Source organism: Chromobacterium haemolyticum (genome assembly GCF_009936155.1).
GTDB lineage: Bacteria > Pseudomonadota > Gammaproteobacteria > Burkholderiales > Chromobacteriaceae > Chromobacterium > Chromobacterium haemolyticum.
The window spans coordinates 1,811,996-1,830,903 of record NZ_AP019312.1 but is presented as its reverse complement, the minus strand read 5'-3'; the positions used below and the strand labels follow the sequence as shown (position 1 = coordinate 1,830,903).

At 63.5% G+C, this 18,908-nt stretch carries 17 protein-coding genes; 6 read left to right on the top strand and 11 right to left on the bottom strand.

Annotated elements, in window-relative coordinates:
* Positions 1 to 235: 235 nt before the first annotated feature.
* The 4 genes from GYH29_RS08440 to ald form a co-directional block, all read right to left on the bottom strand.
* Complete coding sequence (locus GYH29_RS08440) at positions 236 to 1,618, bottom strand: aspartate aminotransferase family protein (RefSeq protein WP_161523523.1); 1,383 nt, start codon at positions 1,616 to 1,618, stop codon at positions 236 to 238.
* Positions 1,619 to 1,756: 138 nt separating this feature from the next.
* Positions 1,757 to 3,091 carry a glutamine synthetase family protein gene (locus GYH29_RS08435; RefSeq protein WP_019104434.1) on the bottom strand — a complete coding sequence of 445 codons (1,335 nt, stop codon included), beginning with the start codon at positions 3,089 to 3,091 and terminating at the stop codon, positions 1,757 to 1,759.
* Between the two features lie 21 nt (positions 3,092 to 3,112).
* Positions 3,113 to 3,907: a gamma-glutamyl-gamma-aminobutyrate hydrolase family protein gene (locus tag GYH29_RS08430; protein ID WP_052052263.1), complete on the bottom strand. Its 795-nt coding sequence runs from the start codon at positions 3,905 to 3,907 to the stop codon at positions 3,113 to 3,115.
* Between the two features lie 19 nt (positions 3,908 to 3,926).
* Entirely contained in the window at positions 3,927 to 5,051 is a 1,125-nt protein-coding gene (gene ald, locus GYH29_RS08425; RefSeq protein ID WP_019104432.1) for an alanine dehydrogenase, read from the bottom strand.
* A 212-nt stretch (positions 5,052 to 5,263) separates the two neighbouring features.
* On the opposite strand from ald, the gene GYH29_RS08420 reads away from it, so the two are divergent.
* The 5 genes from GYH29_RS08420 to GYH29_RS08400 all read left to right on the top strand — a co-directional run bounded on the left by GYH29_RS08420 (position 5,264) and on the right by GYH29_RS08400 (position 9,900).
* Positions 5,264 to 5,809 carry a cupin domain-containing protein gene (locus GYH29_RS08420; RefSeq protein ID WP_039756808.1) on the top strand — a complete coding sequence of 182 codons (546 nt, stop codon included), beginning with the start codon at positions 5,264 to 5,266 and terminating at the stop codon, positions 5,807 to 5,809.
* Between the two features lie 188 nt (positions 5,810 to 5,997).
* Complete coding sequence (locus tag GYH29_RS08415) at positions 5,998 to 7,485, top strand: aldehyde dehydrogenase (protein WP_161523522.1); 1,488 nt, start codon at positions 5,998 to 6,000, stop codon at positions 7,483 to 7,485.
* A gap of 80 nt (positions 7,486 to 7,565) precedes the next feature.
* On the top strand, positions 7,566 to 8,351 hold the full coding sequence (locus tag GYH29_RS08410) for a substrate-binding periplasmic protein (protein WP_019104429.1): 786 nt from the start codon (positions 7,566 to 7,568) through the stop codon (positions 8,349 to 8,351).
* 70 nt (positions 8,352 to 8,421) lie between these two features.
* Positions 8,422 to 9,210 carry a substrate-binding periplasmic protein gene (locus GYH29_RS08405; protein WP_019104428.1) on the top strand — a complete coding sequence of 263 codons (789 nt, stop codon included), beginning with the start codon at positions 8,422 to 8,424 and terminating at the stop codon, positions 9,208 to 9,210.
* Between the two features lie 72 nt (positions 9,211 to 9,282).
* Positions 9,283 to 9,900, top strand: a complete 618-nt coding sequence (locus GYH29_RS08400) for a histidine phosphatase family protein (RefSeq protein ID WP_019104427.1) — start codon at positions 9,283 to 9,285, stop codon at positions 9,898 to 9,900.
* Between the two features lie 120 nt (positions 9,901 to 10,020).
* Here the strand turns inward: GYH29_RS08400 and GYH29_RS08395 are convergent, their stop codons facing one another.
* Positions 10,021 to 10,629, bottom strand: coding sequence for an FMN-dependent NADH-azoreductase (locus tag GYH29_RS08395; RefSeq protein WP_019104426.1), 609 nt, complete (start codon positions 10,627 to 10,629; stop codon positions 10,021 to 10,023).
* 109 nt (positions 10,630 to 10,738) lie between these two features.
* On the opposite strand from GYH29_RS08395, the gene GYH29_RS08390 reads away from it, so the two are divergent.
* A complete protein-coding gene (locus tag GYH29_RS08390) occupies positions 10,739 to 11,665 on the top strand; it encodes a LysR substrate-binding domain-containing protein (RefSeq protein ID WP_019104425.1) in 927 nt (308 codons plus the stop codon).
* Positions 11,666 to 11,750: 85 nt separating this feature from the next.
* Here the strand turns inward: GYH29_RS08390 and GYH29_RS25150 are convergent, their stop codons facing one another.
* The 6 genes from GYH29_RS25150 to GYH29_RS08360 form a co-directional block, all read right to left on the bottom strand.
* Positions 11,751 to 12,023: an FmdB family zinc ribbon protein gene (locus GYH29_RS25150; RefSeq protein WP_157222240.1), complete on the bottom strand. Its 273-nt coding sequence runs from the start codon at positions 12,021 to 12,023 to the stop codon at positions 11,751 to 11,753.
* 10 nt (positions 12,024 to 12,033) lie between these two features.
* Entirely contained in the window at positions 12,034 to 13,257 is a 1,224-nt protein-coding gene (fmdA, locus tag GYH29_RS08380) for a formamidase (protein ID WP_019104424.1), read from the bottom strand.
* Positions 13,258 to 13,705: 448 nt separating this feature from the next.
* On the bottom strand, positions 13,706 to 13,939 hold the full coding sequence (locus GYH29_RS08375) for a formate dehydrogenase subunit delta (RefSeq protein WP_043593988.1): 234 nt from the start codon (positions 13,937 to 13,939) through the stop codon (positions 13,706 to 13,708).
* Complete coding sequence (gene fdhF / locus GYH29_RS08370; RefSeq protein WP_161523521.1) at positions 13,936 to 16,809, bottom strand: formate dehydrogenase subunit alpha; 2,874 nt, start codon at positions 16,807 to 16,809, stop codon at positions 13,936 to 13,938. Before fdhF ends, GYH29_RS08375 begins: the two co-directional genes overlap by 4 nt.
* A complete protein-coding gene (locus tag GYH29_RS08365) occupies positions 16,806 to 18,374 on the bottom strand; it encodes an NADH-ubiquinone oxidoreductase-F iron-sulfur binding region domain-containing protein (RefSeq protein ID WP_161523520.1) in 1,569 nt (522 codons plus the stop codon). The genes fdhF and GYH29_RS08365 overlap by 4 nt, the downstream gene beginning before the upstream one ends.
* On the bottom strand, positions 18,368 to 18,853 hold the full coding sequence (locus tag GYH29_RS08360; RefSeq protein ID WP_043593997.1) for a formate dehydrogenase subunit gamma: 486 nt from the start codon (positions 18,851 to 18,853) through the stop codon (positions 18,368 to 18,370). Before GYH29_RS08360 ends, GYH29_RS08365 begins: the two co-directional genes overlap by 7 nt.
* Positions 18,854 to 18,908 lie beyond the last annotated feature (55 nt).

Below are 18,908 nucleotides of genomic sequence, written 5' to 3'. Positions count from 1 at the left end.
AAACTCTAAGCCGACGGGCCGCCAAGCGCCGCGTAAAAGCCTGTTCAAAGTCTCGCGAGCAAGAGAGAGACAAGGCGGAAACGACCGAAGAAGCGGAATGTACATACGGTACATGAGCATTCTGAGGTCTTTTCCAACGCCGTATCGCCGCAGCGCAGCAGATCGTAAACAGGTTATAAGAAAAAAGCCGGGGCTGGCCGCCCCGGCTTGATGCCGGCCAATGCGCGAACCCGGCTCAGACCAGGCCGCTGTCCTTCAATTTGCGTTCGAATGTCTCCATGCAACGCGCGGCCACGCCCAGCATTTCATCGATTTCAGCCTTGCTGATCACCAGCGGCGGCGCGGAGACGATGTGGTCGCCGCAGGCTCGCATGATCAGGTTGTTGCTGAAGAAGATGTCGCGGCACATCAGACCGACGTCGCCAAACTCAGGGAACAGCTCGCGCTTGCTCTTGTCCTTGACCAGGGTGAACGCCTGGATCAGGCCGACACCGCGCACATCGTCCACGTGTTCGAACTGGCTAAAGGTCTCGCGCCAGCGCTTCTGCATATAAGGACCGGTTTCGTTCTTGACGCGGTCGATGATGCCTTCGTCGCGCAGGAGTTCGATATTGACGCGCGCCACGGCGCTGGCCACCGGGTGGCCGGAGTAGGTGAAGCCGTGGTTGAAATCGCCGCCGGCAATCAAACCCTGGGCCACGCGTTCGCCCACGAAAACCGCGCCGATGGGCAGATAACCGGAAGACAAGCCCTTGGCGGTGGTGAAAATGTCCGGGCGGAAGCCGAAGTGCTCGAAACCAAACCATTCGCCGGTGCGGCCAAAGCCGCAGATCACTTCGTCGGCCACCAGCAGCACATCGTATTTGCGGCAGATGCGCTCCACTTCCGGCCAGTAAGTGGCCGGCGGAATGATCACGCCGCCGGCGCCCTGGATGGGTTCGCCCACGAAGGCGGCCACTTTTTCCGGGCCGACTTCCAGAATCTTCTCTTCCACCCAGCGCGCGGCCACCACGCCGAACTCGTCCGGGCTCAGATCTTTGCCGTATTTGTACCACCATGGCTGCTCAACGTGGGCCATGCCTGGAATCGGCAGGTCGCCCTGCTCGTGCATATACTTCATGCCGCCCAGGCTGGAACCGCCGATGGTGGAGCCGTGATAACCGTTCCAGCGGCCAATCAGGGTTTTCTTGTCCTTCTTGCCCTGCACATCCCAGTAATGACGCACCATGCGTATCATGGTATCCACCGCCTCGGAGCCGGAGTTAGTGTAGAACACATGCTCGTAGCCGGCCGGCGTCACTTGCGCCAGCAGGTGGGACAGCTCCACCACCGCCGGGTGGGTGGTCTTGAAAAAGGTGTTGTAGAAGGGCAGTTCGTCCATCTGGCTCTTGGCCACGTCGGACAGTTCCTTGCGGCCATAGCCGATATTGACGCACCACAAGCCGGCCATGCCGTCGATGATCTTATTTCCCTCGGAATCCCACAGGTAAATCCCCTCGCTGCGAGTCATCACCCGCGCGCCCTGCTGGTTCAACGATTGGGTATCGGTAAACGGATGCAGATGATGCGCGGCATCCAGTTGGCGCCATTGTTCGGTCGTGCGTTGTTGATTCTGCATAGGACTTCCTTCCAGTATTCTCCAACGGGGCGTAGATGTTCTCTGCCGCCCCTCCTTCGCCATTGGCGTATTTTCAGTGCTTATCCTGGCTGTCCGGGCTGATTCTAACGGACAAATCAGCCCAATGTCATAGCTAAATCACACGTGCAGCAGCAGGAATTTGCGCTCCCACGGGCTGATCACGCGGAAGTATTCGGAGAACTCCTTCTCCTTCATCCCCACGTACATGCTGACGAAGCGTTCGCCCAGCACCTCGGCCATTTCCTTGCAGGAAGCCAGTTGCTCCAGGGACTCCTCCGAGGAGTTGGGGAACTGGTAAGGCAGCTCATACGCGTCCGTCTGGCGCGGCTCGCTGGGTTGCAGCTTGTTGATGATGCCCAGGTAGCCGCAGGCCAGCGTCGCGGCCATGGCGATATAAGGGTTGACGTCCACGCCGGGCACGCGGTTTTCAATGCGGCGCGCCGCCGGCGAGGAATGCGGCACGCGCAGCCCCACGGTACGGTTGTCGTAACCCCATTCGACGTTGGTCGGCGCCGCGGTATAGCGCGACAAACGGCGGAATGAGTTCACGTACGGCGCAAACAACGGCATGGACTGGGGCACGTATTTCTGCAGGCCGGCGATGTAGTGGAAGAACAGATCGGACGGGCTGCCATCTTCATTGGTGAACACATTGCGGCCGGTGTTCTTGTCCACCAGGCTCTGATGCATGTGCATGGCCGAGCCCGGCTCGTTTTCCATCGGCTTGGCCATGAAAGTGGCGTACATATTGTGGCGGAACGCCGCCTCGCGCACGGTGCGCTTGAACAGGAATACCTGGTCCGCCAGTTCCAGCGGGTTGCCGTGCAGGAAGTTGATTTCCATCTGCGCGGTGCCCACTTCGTGAATCAGGGTGTCCACTTCCAGATTCTGCGCGTGGCAGTAATCGTAGATGTCCTCGAACAACGGGTCGAACTCATTGACCGCATCAATGGAATAAGAACGGCGGCCGAACTCGGCGCGGCCGGTTCGCCCCACCGGCGCGGCCAGCGGGATATCCGGGTCCGGGTTGGGGGACAGCAGGTAGAACTCCATTTCCGGGGCCAGCACCGGCTCCAGACCCATCTCGTCAAACAGGCCGATCACGCGTTTGAGCACATTGCGCGGCGCCACGTCCACCGGGCTGCCGTCGGCGCGCTGACAGTCATAGATCAATTGCGCGGTGGGATCGACGGCCCAGGGCACAAAGCGCAGGGTGTTCGGGTCCGGGGCCAGCACCATGTCCGGGTCGGTCAGGTCCAGCATGCTGTCGTCGGGGTAGTCCCCGGTCACGGTCTGGATCAGCACGACTTCGGGCAGGCGCATTTCCGGGTCGGACACGAATTTGTCCTTGGGCACGATCTTGCCGCGCGCCACGCCGGTCATGTCGGGGACGATACACTCGACTTCAGTGATTCGGTGCTCTCGCAGCCATTCATTGATCTGATGGGTCATGATGTTCTTCCTCTGTGTGTGTTATTCCGAGTGGTGACACAAGGTCTCGGTTAATTGCGGCCCGCGTTGCCGCTGGTTGCGGCGTTGGCGGCAGGCGTCGCCAAATGCTTTGAAGATGGCCATGGACAGCGGGTTGTCCCAGTACTTCCATTCCGGATGCCATTGCACGGCGAAGGCGAAGCCCTTGGCGTCGCGCACGCGGTAGGCCTCCACCAGACCGTCGTCGGCCACCGCCTCGCAGATCAAGCGATCGGACAGCCGCTTGATGCCCTGCTGGTGCAGGGAATTGACCATGGCGGAGTCCTGCCCGGTCCATTGCCGCAGCAGGCCGTCATCGGCGAAACGCACCGAGTGGGACAAGGCGTACATCGCATCCACGTCCGGCGTGTCCGGCTCGCGGTGATCCCGCTTGCCCTCTTCTTCCTGCACGTGCTGGTACAGTTCCCCGCCCATCGCCACATTGATTTCCTGAAAGCCGCGGCAGATGCCCAGCAGAGGGATGCCTTGCTCCAGCACCTGCTGGATCAATGGCAAGGTGGTGGCGTCGCGCATCGGGTCGTGCATGGTGCCGGGCCGGCTGGGCGCGCCGCCGTAACGGTGCGGTTCGACATTGGACAGCGAGCCTGGCAGCAGCACGCCGTCCACCAGCTCCAGCACGTCCTTCAGCGCGGTCTTGTCGCCCAGCGCCGGCAGCAACACGGGCACGCCGCCGGCGCCGCCGGCCGCAGCGGCGATGTATTTTTCGCCTGCGGCGTGGAACGGCAACGGGCCTACCATCTTGATGTCACAGGGTATACCGATGATAGCTTGCAACATTTCGAATCCTTGATACGGGTTAGGAAGCCGCCTTGATGGCTTCTATCGGGTCGATGAACGGGTGACCCAGCGCCTGAGCCACCGCCTGGTAAGTGAGCCGGCCGCGACAGACGTTGAGGCCGTTGCGCAGATGAGCGTTGTCCAACAAAGCTTGGCGCCAGCCCTTGTTAGCCAGTTCCAGCGTGTACGGCAGCGTGGCGTTGGTCAGCGCCTGAGTGGAGGTGCGCGCCACGCCGCCGGGCATATTGGCTACACAGTAATGGACGATGCCGTCCACCACATAAATGGGGTCTTGGTGCGTGGTGGGCCGGCTGGTTTCAAAGCAACCGCCCTGGTCTATGGCCACGTCCACCAGCACCGCGCCGGGCTTCATGATCTTCAGCATCGGCCGCGTCACCAGCTTGGGCGCCGCCGCGCCCGGAATCAGCACCGCGCCGATCACCAGGTCGGCCTCGCGCAGACAGTCTTCGATATTGGCGGAGTTGGACACCAGCGTCTTGATGCGGCCGCCGAACACCATGTCGATTTCTTTCAAGCGCGGCAGCGATTTATCCAGTATGGTGACCTCGGCGCCGGCGCCCATGGCCATGCGCGCGGCGTTCAAACCCACCACGCCGCCGCCTATTACCACCACTCGCGCCGGGGCTACGCCCGGCACGCCGCCCAACAGCACGCCGCGGCCGCCCTGGGCTTTTTCCAGCGCGTGAGCGCCAGCCTGTATCGCCATGCGGCCGGCCACTTCCGACATCGGCGCCAGCAGCGGCAGGCCGCCGCGTTCGTCGGTGACGGTTTCGTAAGCAATGGCAATAGCATCCGATTCCAGCAATAATTTGGTCTGTTCCGGATCCGGCGCCAAATGCAGATAGGTGAACAGGATCTGATCCCGGCGCAGCATCCGGCACTCCACCGGCTGCGGCTCTTTCACCTTGACGATCATGTCGCTGCGTTCGAAGGTTTCTTCGGCGCTGGAAGCAATGGAAGCGCCGGCCTGGATATACTGTTCATCGGTGAATCCGATGGCAAGGCCGGCCTGGGTCTGGACCAAAACCTTGTGACCGTTGGCGACTAACTCCCGGACTCCAGACGGGGTTAGGCCAACACGATACTCGTGGTTCTTGATCTCCTTGGGAACACCGATCAGCATGTCGCTCTCCTCACTTAGATTTGTTGCGGAAGTGCCGCGCAAGCGTTTAAGAAAATTCACAACACGCTTGCCCCTTGTTTCTGATTCTGACTATAAACCCCCAACGATGCAAAGATATTCGATTTTGCGTCGCAGCAAGTAGTGCAGAGTCCGTACAAAATAATTATCATAAAGCGTCTAAAATTATTAACATACTGACGGAGCAGGAATCCATGGACGTTGGCGCGAGATTACGCATGGTCAGGGATCGTTTCGGGCTGTCTCAGCGGGAGCTGGCCAAACGAGCCGGAGTCACCAACGGCACCATTTCGCTGATAGAGCAAAATCGGGTCAGCCCTTCGATCAGCTCGCTGAAAAAAGTGCTGGAAGGCCTGCCGATGACGCTGGCGGATTTTTTCACCTTCGATTCCGACCCGGAACAAGCCCGAGTGTTCTACCAAGCCCACGAATTACCCAATCTGGGCAATGAACAGATCCAGCTGCTGCTGGTGGGCACCGCCCACGACAAGCGCGACATCGCCATCCTGCGCGAAGTCTACGAAACCGGCGCAGACACCGGGCCGGACATGTTGACGCACGAAGGCCAAGAGGGCGGCGTCATCATCAAAGGCAGTATAGAAGTGACCGTGAACAACGAGAGCCGCATCCTGGGACCGGGCGACGCGTATTACTTCGACAGCCGGCTGCCGCATCGCTTTCGCAATACCGGGGCTGAAACCTGCGAAGTGGTCAGCGCCAGTTCGCCGCCCACATTCTGAGCATCATTGAGAACAAGAAGCGCCGGCAAGACCGCATCCGGCGACCAGCAGGCCATAAGGCCAGGCCGGGGAGCTTTGCCCGCCGCGCCGGCTCCAAGCCCACGACAGACGACAACGCAGTCAAACCCGCGTCAAGCGATACCGGCGCCGCCAACGAACGGCGCAGGATCAATCAAAGGAGAGAGTAAATGGCTAGAACGCATGCCGAATGGAAGCAATTCGCCGCTCAACTGAAGATCGAAGGGCGCGCCTTCATCGCCGGCGAGTACTGCGCGGCGCAAGACGGCAAAAGCTTTGCCTGCAACAACCCCGCCAACGGCGAGAAGCTGGCCGACGTGGCCTGGTGCGGCGAAGCCGACGTGGAGCGCGCGGTGCGCGCCGCCCGCCAAGCCTTCGACTCCGGCGCCTGGTCCGGCCTGCCGCCGCGCGAGCGCGGCCGCATCCTCAAGCGCTTCGCCGCGCTGATCCACGAGCATGGCGATGAGCTGGCGCTGCTGGAAACCCTGGATGTGGGCAAGCCCATCAGCGACACCCTCAGCGTGGACCTGCCCGGCAGCGCCTACTGCGTGGAATGGTTCGCCGAAGCCATCGACAAGATTGGCGGCGAAGTGGCGCCGGTTGACCCCAAGGTAGTGGGCCTGGTCACCCGCGAAGCCATCGGCGTGGTGGCCGCCATCGTACCGTGGAACTATCCCATCATGATGGCCAGCTGGAAGTTTGGTCCGGCGCTGGCCGCCGGCAACCCAGTGATCATCAAGCCTTCGGAAAAATCCCCGCTCACCGCCATCCGCCTGGCGGCGCTGGCCAAAGAAGCCGGCATCCCCAGCGGCGTGTTTCAGGTGCTGCCCGGCGCAGGCGACGTGGGCAAGCTGCTGGCGCTGCACATGGATGTGGACTGCGTCGCCTTCACCGGCTCCACCGGCGTGGGCAAGCTGATCGCCGGCTACGCCGCGCAATCCAACCTCAAGCGCGTCTGGCTGGAACTGGGCGGCAAATCGCCCAACATCATTCTGCCGGATTGCCCGGACATCGCCCAGGCGGCGCGCGCCGCCGCCGGCGGCATCTTCTACAATATGGGCGAAGTCTGCACCGCCGGTTCCCGTGTGCTGGTTCACCGCGACATCAAGGCGCGCTTCCTGCAGGAGCTGGAAGCGGCCGCGGCCCGCTACTATCCGCAAGACCCGCTGGACCCGGCCACCAATATGGGCGCCATCGTGGACCGCATCCAGTACGACAAGGTGCTGTCCTACATCGGCAAGGGCGACAGCGAAGGCGCCAAGAAGCTGTTCGGCGGCAAACCGGCCCACACGGATACCGGCCTGTTCATCGAACCGACGGCGTTTGACTGCCCCAGCGCCGACCTGACCATCTGCCGCGAAGAAATCTTCGGCCCGGTGCTGTCCGTCATCACCTTCAACGACGTGGAAGACGCCATCCGCATCGCCAACGACACCGAATACGGCCTCGCGGCCGCGGTGTGGACCTCCAACGTCAGCACCGCGCACCAAGTGGCGTGCCGCCTGCGCGCCGGCACGGTGTGGGTGAATTGCTATGATGAAGGCGGGGACATGAATTTCCCCTTCGGCGGCTTCAAGCAATCCGGCAACGGCCGCGACAAGTCGCTGCACGCGCTGGAAAAATACACTGAGCTGAAGAGCACTCTGATCAAGCTGTAAACCGCGTTTACAGCGCCGCCGACAGGCTGCCCCTCCGGCAGCCTGTCTTGTTTTCATCCACCCTCGGCAAAGGATGCGCCATGATCAAGTGCCTGACCGCCCTCCTCTGCCTTTACGCCGCCGCGGCGGAGGCCGGTTCCCCGGCGCCCGCCTGCCCGGCGGAAGGACTGAGGATTGGGTACTACCCAACGGCCACCGCCTATGAAGGCGGCAAGGGCTACGACGTGGACCTGGTCCACGAACTGGCGCGCCGGCTAGGCTGCAATATCCGCGAAGAGCGCGAATACCCGCGCTTGCGCGTGCTGCTGCTGGTTCAGCACGGCAAGCTCAACCTGGCTACCTCCACCATCCCGCTGCAAAAGCGGCTGCGCTACGCCTGGGTGCTGCCCTATACCCGCGACCGCAACATGACCCTGCTCAACCCGGCGGTGCAAGGCAAGACGCCGGAACAATGGCTGAACGACCCCAAGCTGAAATGGGGCGCCGTCATCGGCTACCGCAACAGCCCGCTGCAGGACTATTTCCTGCAGCAGATGGCCAAGCGCGACAAGCTGATTTGCGCCGCCAACGAAGAAGACCTGATGGACATGCTGCGCAGCGGCGCCATCTCCGCCGCCTTCTCCCAACCCCAGATTTACGACCACTGGGTCAACGGCCAGCCGCGCGGACGGCTGCAAGTCAAAGTCATGGATCCCTTCCGCGACAGCAGCCTGGAAAACGGCCTCGTGCTGTCTCACCGCAGCTTCAGCGAACCCCAGATGCGCCGCTGGCGGGCGGAGCTGGACAAAATGCGCGCGGACGGCAGCCTGCAACGCATTCTGCGCAAATACCTGAGCGAAGACAGCGTGCGCAGCATGCTGGAATAACAATCTCTCCCACGCGGCAAGACTCGTCGAATCCGACTATAGCTAAACGGAACACGTACGGGAGAACAGCATGAAAGCACACTGGGCGGCGCTGCTTGGCGGCGCGCTGGCCTCGACAACAGCGCTGGGCGATTCGCCCTGTCCGGCTGACGGCCTGAGAGTGGGTTACTACCTGATTGGCAGCGCCTATGAAAACGGCCACGGCTACGACGTGGACCTCGTGCATGAACTGGCGCGCCGGCTGGGCTGCAAAATCGCTCAAGAAGACGTCTACCCTCGCATCCGCGTGCTCAAAATGCTGGAACACGGCCAACTGAATCTGGGCACCTCCACCGTTCCCACATCGGATCGCCGGAAATACGCCTGGATCTACCCCTACTTCTACAGCAAGAACATGATCTTGCTGTCCAAGCAGATCGGCTCGCGCACGCTTGATCAACTGCTGGCCGAGCCTGCAGTGAAATGGGGAGTGATCCGCGGCTACCGCCACAGCCAAGAACAGGACGCCTTCATCGAACAACTGGCCAAACGCGGCAAGGTGGTGATGGCCAACGACGAACGCGACCTCTACGCCATGCTGTCCCAACGCATCGTCACCGCCGCCTTCGCCCACCCTTTCAGCTACGACAGCTGGCTCAACTCCCCGGCCCTGGCCGGACAGGTGACGGTGCTGGACCTATTCCCCAGCTCGGAACGCATCGCCGGTGGCCTAATGCTGGCGCACAACGCCTTCAGCCAACAACAGGCTGAACAATGGCAGGCCCAACTGCAGCAAATGGTCAAGGACGGCTCCCTGCGCAAGATCTTCGGCAAATACCTGAGCGCGGACAGCGTGGCCCAACTGCAACTGCAGCCCTGATCCTTGTCCCAGCTTGCGCCTCCGCCGTCCGCTGCGGGACACTGAGTGGGTTTCGACCCAACGGACCCCGCGATGAAACTTTCCCGTCTCAGCCTGCTGCTGGCCATGCTGGCCAGCCCCCTGCTGCACGCCGCCCCGGCACCTCAGACCCAAACGCTCGTCATGCTGCGTCATGGAGAAAAGCCCGAGGGCGGCTACGGCCAGCTCAACTGCAAAGGCTTCAACCGCTCTCTGGAACTGGCCAAGCTGCTGCCCAAAAAATACGGCCGGGCCGACCAAATCTTCGCGCCCTCCACCGCCAGCCAGACCCGGGACCCCGCCGGAACTTTCAACTACATCCGGCCGCTGGCCACCATCGAACCCACCGCCATCTCGCTGGGCCTGCCGGTGAACAGCAACTTCGACATGGAAGCCATCGCCGCCTTGCAACAGCAGCTGGTCAACCCTCTGCAGCACGGCAAAGTCGTCTATATCGCTTGGGAACACAAACTGTTGCGCGAACTCGCCGTCAACCTGCTGCAGGACTACGGCGACAAGGGCGCGGCGGACAAAGTGCCCAAATGGGACAAGAACGACTTCGACAGCCTCTACGTCGTTACCCTCGACTACGGCCACAATCCGCCCAAAGCCAGTTTCCGCCATGAGCAGCAGGGCCTGGACAAGCTATCGGACAGCTGCAAACTCCCCTAAAGAACCGGTTACGCGTCCGCGGGATAACCCGACAAAGGCATTGAGCAGATTCTCCACTCGCACCGGACGCAAAACAGCCGGCCCATCAAGGGCCGGCTGTCTTCGTTTGCGGCAGGAGAATTACAGCGCCAGCTTGGCGATGGCGTCCTTGGCCGCGTGGATAGCGGTGGCGCGCTTGTCTTCGCCCATGTTCACCGCCTCGGCGCGGACAAAGGCCACGTCGTTTACACCCAGGAAGCCCATCACCGTCTTCAGGTAGTCTTCCTGGAAATCCATCAGTTGGCCTTGCTCGGTACTGTAAACGCCGCCGCGTGAGGACACCACGATCACCTTCTTGCCGCCGGCTAGGCCCACCGGGCCGTTCTCGGTGTACTTGAAAGTGCGGCCGGAGGCGGCCACGCGGTCCACCCAAGCTTTCAGCTGCGACGGAATCGAGAAGTTGTACATCGGCGCGCCGATCACCACCACGTCCGCGGCCAGGAATTCTTCGATCAGCTCATTGCTCAGCGCGGCTTCGCTGCGCTGGGTGGCGGTCCAATCCGCTTCGGCGGTGAAATTGGCGCCGATGATTTCGCCGGACAGATGGGCGATGGGCTGGCTGGCCAGGTCGCGGTAGGAGGTTTCCACATTGGCGTGGCGCTGGCGCAGAGTGTCGGCGACCACGGCGGTCAGTTGGCGGGATACCGAGTTGGCGGCGAGGATGCTGGAGTCGAGATGCAACAGTTTCATGGTCGGGTCCTTCGTGTCTTGGTAGAGAAAGTGATTGCATGATAGTTTTCCGAACCAATTCGCACTAGACTGCAAAAATCGGAAACATTGTTCCATCATCGAGACAATTATGCAGGACCTGAATGATCTGCTCTACTTCGCCAAAGTGGTTGAGCACGGCGGCTTCATGGCCGCCGGCCGCGTGCTGGGCATCCCCAAGTCCCGGCTGTCCCGCCGCGTGGCGGAACTGGAACAGCGGCTGGGAGTGCGGCTGCTGCAAAGAACCACCCGCCGCCTGTCGTTGACTGAAATCGGCCAACAGTACTACCAACACTGCCAGGCGATGCTGGAAGAAGCCGAAGCCGCCGACGAGGCCATCGCCCGCAGCAGCGCCGAGCCGCGCGGCCTGATCAAGGTCAGCTGCCCGGAACTGCTGTCCAAGACCCTGCTGGCCCCGGCGCTGCCCCGCTTCATGGCCCGCCACCCGCTGCTGCGGGTGCAACTGGACTCCAGCAACCGGCGCGTGGACCTGATAGAAGAAGGCGTGGACGTCGCCATCCGCGTGCGCAACTTGATAGAAGACAGCGCCAACCTGGTGGTGCGCCGGCTAGCCACCGCCCAGACGTCCCTGGTGGCCAGCCCGGCCTTGCTGGCCGAACGCCCCGCCCCCAAGCATCCGGCCGACATGGCCGGCTGGCCGGCGCTGACCATGAGCCGCCCCGACGGCCGCGGCCAGTGGGCCTTGCTGGACCAGGCCGGCCACGCCTACACAGTACAGATAGACAGCCCGAGGCTGATGACCGACGACCTGATCGTCCTGCGCGACGCCGCCATCGCCGGCCTGGGTGTGGCCGCGCTGCCGGAGTTGGTCTGTCACGAGGCGCTGCAGACAGGCCAACTGGTGCGGCTGCTGCCGGACTACGACATACCCTGGGGCATCCTGCACGCCGCCTTCCCCACCCGCCGCGGCCTGCTGCCGGCGGTGCGCGCCTTCATCGACTTCCTCGCCACCGAACTGATTCCGCCGGATCACCCGGTTTATCAGGTCGCGCCTTAGAACCTATTCAAAGTCTCGCGAGCTAAGGCGAGACAAGGCGAAAACGGCTGAGATCGCCGATGCGCAGCAAATCGTAAACAGGTTCTCAGCCCAACATCCACGGCCGCCGCCCCGCAACCCGCCTCTCCGGCGCGGGTGCCGCGACGGACCTAGCGCACACGGGTTGGTGACACGCTCTCTCATTGTGCGCCGCGGCTTGACTTGCCACGCTCGGCAAGCACAGCGCCGGAGCCGACAGCAAGCGCTCCCGGCTGAGCTGGCCGCAACAGGGACAGGCGGCCGGCTCGGTACGCGCCGCCAGCGCGCGGAGCAGGGAGAACGGGCCGCAAGAGGAACAGCGATACTCATAAACCGGCATCAGGGCATCCTCATTCCAGATCGTAGGATAGCGGCAACGGCACGCCATCCAGCGGCTGCCGCATAGGCCCGCCGGCCTGTGGCCTAATATCGAAATCGAAAATGTCCGTCGGCAGCCATAGCGTGGCGCAGGCATTTGGCACGTCCACCACCCCGCTGATATGCCCCTGCACCGGCGCGCAGCCAAGAATGCTATAAGCCTGGGCGCGCGAATAGCCGAACTTGCCCAGGTACTCGATGGCGTTCAGACAGGCCTGGCGATAAGCCACTTGCACATCCAGATAGTGTTGGCCACCGTGCTCGTTCACCGAGACGCCCTCGAAAATCAGGTAGTCGCCGTGACGCGGCGCCAGCGGGCTGGGCTGGAACACCGGATTGCGGATGCCGTAAGCCGCCACTCCGCCCTTGATCAAATCCACCTTCAGATGCGCCCAACCCGCCATCTCGATGGCGCCGCAGAAGGTAATTTCTCCATCGCCCTGGCTGAAATGCAAATCGCCAACCGACAGGCCGGCGCCGTCGATATAGACCGGCAGGAACACGCGGGCGCCCCGCGACAGGTCCTTGATGTCGCAATTGCCTCCATGCTCACGCGGCGGCACCGTGCGCGCCGCTTCTTCCGCCGCACGCCACGCCGTCTCACCGCCCAACTGCCCCATATGGGCGCTGGGAGCGAAAGGCAAGTGCGCCACCGCGCGCGGATTGTCGCGCAACAACTCGGCTTCACGTCGGTTCCACTCCAACAGTAGCGACCGACTGGGCAGGCAGCCAATCAAACCAGGATGGATCAGGCCTGCGAAACGTACACCGGGAATGTGACGGCTGCGGGCGTAAAGCCCCTGGAAATCCCATACCGTCTTTTGCGCATGCTGAAAATGCTCGCTGAGAAAGCCGCCGCCATTGCTGCGCGAGAAAATGCCGTTGAAGCCCCATTGCCGCTCCGGAAAGGCGCCAATGTCCAGCAGATCCACTACAAGTAGATCTCCGGGCTGTGCGCCGGCCACCCCCACCGGGCCGGACAGGAAGTGCACGATACTCAAGTCCAGATCACGGATATCGTCGGCGCAATCGTCGTTGTGCACACATCCGCCAGTCCAGTCGTAACACTCCAGCACAAACTCATCGCCTGGCTCAATCCAGCACGCCATTGGAATGTCAGGGTGCCAGCGATTATGGATCTGCGGATTGTCGTAAGGGGATTGATCGAGGTCGATCTTGATCAGGGTGGTCGCCATGGCTTGTGCTCCAGCATGATCGGGACCACGCGGGCCCCGCTTGCGAAAGTCCGCAGCCGACTGCCGCCGGCTGTGGTCCAGCCCCGCGCCGGCGGCTCTGACGCCTCGGCGATCCGCGGCCTGCGCCGCGTTGTTTTCTTTGTCGTTCGCGCAGCTCAACAGGCCGTGCAAACCATCGTGAACAGGCTCTTAGACCCGTTCACAAAAGCCCTGATCCTGCGTTGCGCCTCCTTGTCGTACGACTTGTACTGCCTGCGTCGACGCGCCTTGGCTCAGGTGCGCGGCGCGGTTTTGTTAGCGGCTCTTAGTGCCTGTTCAAAATCTAGCGAGCAAGAGCGAGACAAGGCGAAAACGGCTGAGAAAGCGGAATGTACAAGTGGTACATGAGCTATTTCGAAGCGGTTTTTAACGCGGTATCGCCGAAGCGCAGCAGATTATGAACAGACTCTTAGCGCGCTTTGCCGAGCATGCTCTCCAGACACGCCAAAGCCCGCGCCGCCAGCGGGTCCAAGCCGCTTGCCGCGCCGGCCGCGCGCCAATGCCCAAGCAAGCCTTCCCGCATGGCCGGCGTCCAGAAACGCCGCAGATGCTGAGCAATCTCGAACTCTGCGTCGCCGCCCTGAGCGTCCTCGAAAAAACGCGCAATCTCATTAACCATCTTCACCAGTGGTTCCGGCTTCATTCCACATCGCCCCCCGCCCGCCGCCCGGCATCCAACAACCTTAGCTGCTCATCGCCAAAGCCACGGAAATGACGCTGCCAGTCCGATGGCCTCGCAGTCTTCCTCACCTCCACCGCAGTAACCTTGTACTCCGGACAGTTGGTGGCCCAATCCGAATTGTCGGTGGTCACCACATTAGCGCCGGACTCCGGGTGGTGGAAGGTGGTGTACACCACGCCCGGAGCTACCCGCTCCGTCACCTTGGCGCGCAAGGCGGTGTCGCCGGCGCGGCTGCGCACCGCCACCCAGTCTTCGTCAACGATGCCGCGCGCCTCGGCGTCGGCCGGATGGATTTCCAGCCTGTCCTCGGCGTGCCAGACCCGGTTCTCGGTGCGTCGCGTCTGCGCGCCGACGTTGTACTGGCTGAGAATTCGCCCAGTGGTCAGCAGCAGCGGAAAGCGTTTGCCCGCCCGTTCCGAAGTGGCCACATAACGAGTGAGGACGAAGCGCCCCAAGCCTCGGGAGAAGGCGTCGACATGCATCACCGGCGTACCCTCGGGCGCCGCCTCGTTGCACGGCCATTGCAAGCCGCCCAGCCGGTCCAGCTTGGCGTAGCTGACCCCGGCGAAACTGGGCGTCAGCCGCGCGATCTCGTCCATGATCTCCGACGGGTGTCGGTAGGTCATCGGATAGCCCAAGGCGGCAGCTAACGCCGCGGTCACCTCCCAGTCCGCCATACCAGCCAGCGGACGCATCGCCCGACGCACCCTCGAGATGCGCCGCTCGGCATTGGTGAAGGTGCCATCCTTTTCCAGGAAGGAGCTGCCGGGCAGGAAAACGTGGGCGTATTTGGCGGTTTCGTTCAGGAACAAGTCCTGTACCACCACGCACTCCATCGCCAGCAGCGCGGCGGCCACGTGCTGAGTATTGGGGTCGCTCTGCACAATGTCCTCGCCCTGGCAGTACAAGCCCTTGAAACCGCCGTCCAGCGCCTCGTCCAGCATATTGGGAATCCGCAATCCCGGCTCCGACTGCAGACTGACTCCCCAGTCCGCCTCGAAGCTTTCGCGCACAGCATCGTCGGACACATGGCGGTAGCCGGGCAGTTCGTGCGGAAAGGAGCCCATATCGCAGGAACCTTGCACATTGTTCTGACCGCGCAGCGGGTTGACGCCGACGCCGGCGCGGCCAAGATTGCCGGTGGCCATGGCCAGGTTGGCGATGGCCATCACCGCGGTGCTGCCCTGGCTGTGTTCAGTGACGCCCAAACCGTAGTAGATGGCGGCGTTGCCGCCGGTCGCATACAGCCGCGCCGCCTCTCGGATCAGATCCGCCGGCACGCCGCAGACCTCGGCGATTCCCTCAGGCGCATTCTCCGCTTCGGCGGCGAAGTCGCGCCAACGCCGGAAGGCCTCGGCCTCGCAGCGCCGGTCGATGAAGTCCTGGTCCAGCAGCCCCTCGCTCACCACTACGTGGGCCAGCGCATTGAGCACGGCCACATTGCTGCCCGGCCGCAGCGCCAGATGCAGAGCCGGCGCCGCGTGCGGCGAATCGGCCAGATCAATGCGGCGCGGGTCGATGACGATCAGCCGCGCGCCCTCGCGCAGCCGCCGCCGCAGCAAGGAGCCGAACACCGGGTGGGCGTCGCTGGGATTGGAGCCTATCACCAGGATCACATCGGCGCTCAGTACCGAATCGAAATCCTGAGTTCCGGCGGATTCACCCAGCGTCTGCTTCAGCCCGTAGCCGGTGGGCGAGTGGCAGACGCGGGCGCAAGTGTCGATATTGTTGTTGCCGAAGGCGGCGCGCACCAGCTTCTGCACCAGATAGGTTTCCTCATTGGTGCAGCGGCTGGAGCTGATGCCACCGATGGCGTCTCGGCCGTAGCGCAATTGCAGGCGGCGGAACTCGCTGGCCACATGTCCCAGCGCCTGTTCCCAACTCACCTCCCGCCAAGGTTCGTGGATGCCGGCGCGGAGCATGGGTTTGACGATGCGATCCGGATGGGTGGCGTAGCCCCAAGCGAAGCGGCCCTTGACGCAGGAATGGCCATGATTGGCGCGGCCGTCCCGGTCTGGCGTCATTCTCACTACTCGCTCGCCCTTGAGTTCAGCGCGGAAACCGCAACCCACGCCGCAATAGGCGCAGGTGGTCGCCACGCTGCGCTCCGGCTGCCCCAACTCAACCACGCTTTTCTCCACCAAAGTGGCGGTGGGACAGGCTTGCACGCAAGCGCCGCAGGACACGCATTCCGAGCCGAGGAAGTCCTTGCCGCCTGCGGCGCGGACGCGGGAATCGAACCCCCGGCCGACGATGCTCAGCGCGAACGTCCCCTGGGTTTCCTCGCAAGCGCGCACACAGCGGTTGCAGACAATGCACTTGGCCGGGTCGTAATCGAAATAAGGGTTGGACTCATCCTTGGACTCAGCCAGGTGATTAGCGCCGGCCAGGCCGTAACGCACCTCGCGCAGCCCCACCTGGCCGGCAACGGTCTGCAGTTCGCAAGCGCCGTTGGCGGCGCACCCCAGGCAATCCAGCGGGTGGTCGGACACATATAGCTCCATCACCCCGCGCCGCAGCCTAGCCAGCGTCTCGCTCTGGGTTCGCACCGCCATGCCCTCGCTCACCGGCGTGGTGCAGGCGGCCGGGTAGCCGCGCTGGCCGTCTATTTCCACCAAGCACATGCGGCAGGAGCCGAACGGCTCCAGGCTGTCGGTGGCGCACAGCCTGGGCAGGCGCGCGCCCTGCAGCGCCGCGGCGCGCAACACCGAGGTGCCGGCCGGCACGGTGATCTCGACGCCGTCTATGCTCAGGCTCACCGGCGCGCCGGTACGCATTGGCGTGCCCAGGTCCACCGTGGGGGCAAGCTTGGGGTCAAACTGGCAGCTCATGGCGCATCCTCCTCGACGATGGCCGGGTCCAGGCCGAAATCCGCGGGGAAACCCCGCGCCGCGCTCATTACCGGCGAGGGGGTCAAACCGCCCAACGCGCACAGCGAACCGTGCCGCATGGTCTCGCACAAATCCCGCAGCAGGGTCCAATGCCGGCGTCGCTCCGTCGCGTCGCCGGCAGCCAGCAGCCGGTCTATCACCTCGACCCCGCGGGTGGAGCCGATGCGACAGGGCGTGCACTTCCCGCAGGATTCGGCGGCGCAGAACTGCATGGCGAAGCGCGCCATGCGCGCCATATCGGTACTGTCGTCGCACACCACCACCCCACCGTGGCCCAACATTGCGCCGACGGCGGCGAAAGCTTCGTAGTCCAGCGCGGTGTCGAACTGTTCCGGCCTCAGCCAGGCGCCCAAGGGCCCGCCCACCTGCGCAGCCTTCACCGGCCGGCCACTGGCGCAGCCGCCGCCGTAGTCCTCGATCAACTCGCGCAGGCTCAAGCCGAAGCCGCGCTCCACCAGGCCGCCGCGCCGCACATTGCCGGCCAGCTGAAACGCCATGGTGCCGCGCGAGCGGCCAACCCCGAAATCGCGGTAATACGGTGCCCCGCGGGCCAAGATAGTGGGCACCGACGCCAGCGTCAGCACGTTGTGCACCAAGGTGGGACGCCCAAACAAGCCGCTGATCGCGGGCAAGGGCGGCTTGGCCCTAACCTCGCCACGCCGGCCCTCCAGCGATTCCAGCATGGATGTCTCCTCACCGCAGATATACGCGCCCGCGCCCAGACGGAGCTCCAGCTCCAGTTCAAGGCCGCTGCCTTGCAGATCAGGGCCCAGGAAACCCCGCTGACGGGCAATCTCCAACGCCCGCCGCAGCGTCTCCGCCGCCGCAGCGTATTCGGAGCGGACATAGATGTAGCCGCGATTCGCCCCCACCGCCAGCGCCGCGATGCTCATGCCCTCGATCAACAGGAAGGGGTCGCCCTCCATCAGCATGCGGTCGGCGAAGCTGCCGGAATCGCCCTCGTCTGCGTTGCACACCACGTACTTGCAATCCGCAGCCGCCTCACGCACGGTGCGCCATTTGATACCGGCGGGAAAGGCCGCGCCGCCCCGGCCACGCAGGCCGGATTCCAGCACGCACTCCAGCACGCCCTCTCCGCCCAGCTCCAGCGCATGGGCCAGGCCGCGATAGCCGCCATGGGCCAGGTAGTCGTCCAGAGACAGAGGGCGGGTCAGCCCCGCACGCGCGAACAACAGCCGCTGCTGGCCTGCAAGGTAGGGCAAGCGTTCCAGCAGGCCCAACGCCAGCGGATGCTTGCCATCCGCAGTCAGCACGGCGTCGAGCACGCTGTCCGCCTTCTCCGCCGGCAACGGGCCAAAACCGAAGCGGCCTTGCGGCGTATCCATTTCCAGCAAGGGCTCCAGCCAATACAGGCCTCGCGAACTATTGCGCCGGATCTCCACTTCCAGCCCGCGTCGCGTCGCCGCCGCGGCCAGCGCCTGTGCGGTCAGGTTCGTGCCCAACGCCCGCGCCATGGAATCACAGGACAGATGGAAGGTCAGCATGCGCCGCCCTCCTCCAAACAGCCCGCCAACAAGACGTCCAACACGGCGGCGTCGACTCTCGCGTGCAATTCTCCGTTCAGCAGCAGCGCAGGCGCGCAGGCGCAAGCCCCCAGACAGTACACTGGCCGCAGCTCCAGCTTGCCGTCGGCGCTGCGGCCCGCGTCGTCCAGGCCGGTGCGCGCGCGCAGCCTTTGCGCCAGCGCCTCCGACCCCATGCTCTGACAGGCTTCCGCTCGGCATAGCCGCAGTTGGTGACGCGCCGGCGGCTCACTGCGGAAATCGTGGTAGAAGCTGAGCACGCCGCGCACCTCGGCCTGGCTCAGACGAAAAGCGCGGGCGATGTCCGGCGTCGCGGCATCCGGCACATAGCCCAGTTCATCCTGCAAGGCGTGCAGCAAGGGCAGCAAACTTCCCGGCTGCGCTTGGTGGCTGGCGATCAGCGCGGCGATGCGTACCTGTTGTTCTGCAGTCAAGGGCATGGCGACTCCTCAATCGACGTACTCCGTGTCAATCGGCAAATCTGGCTCCCTCATC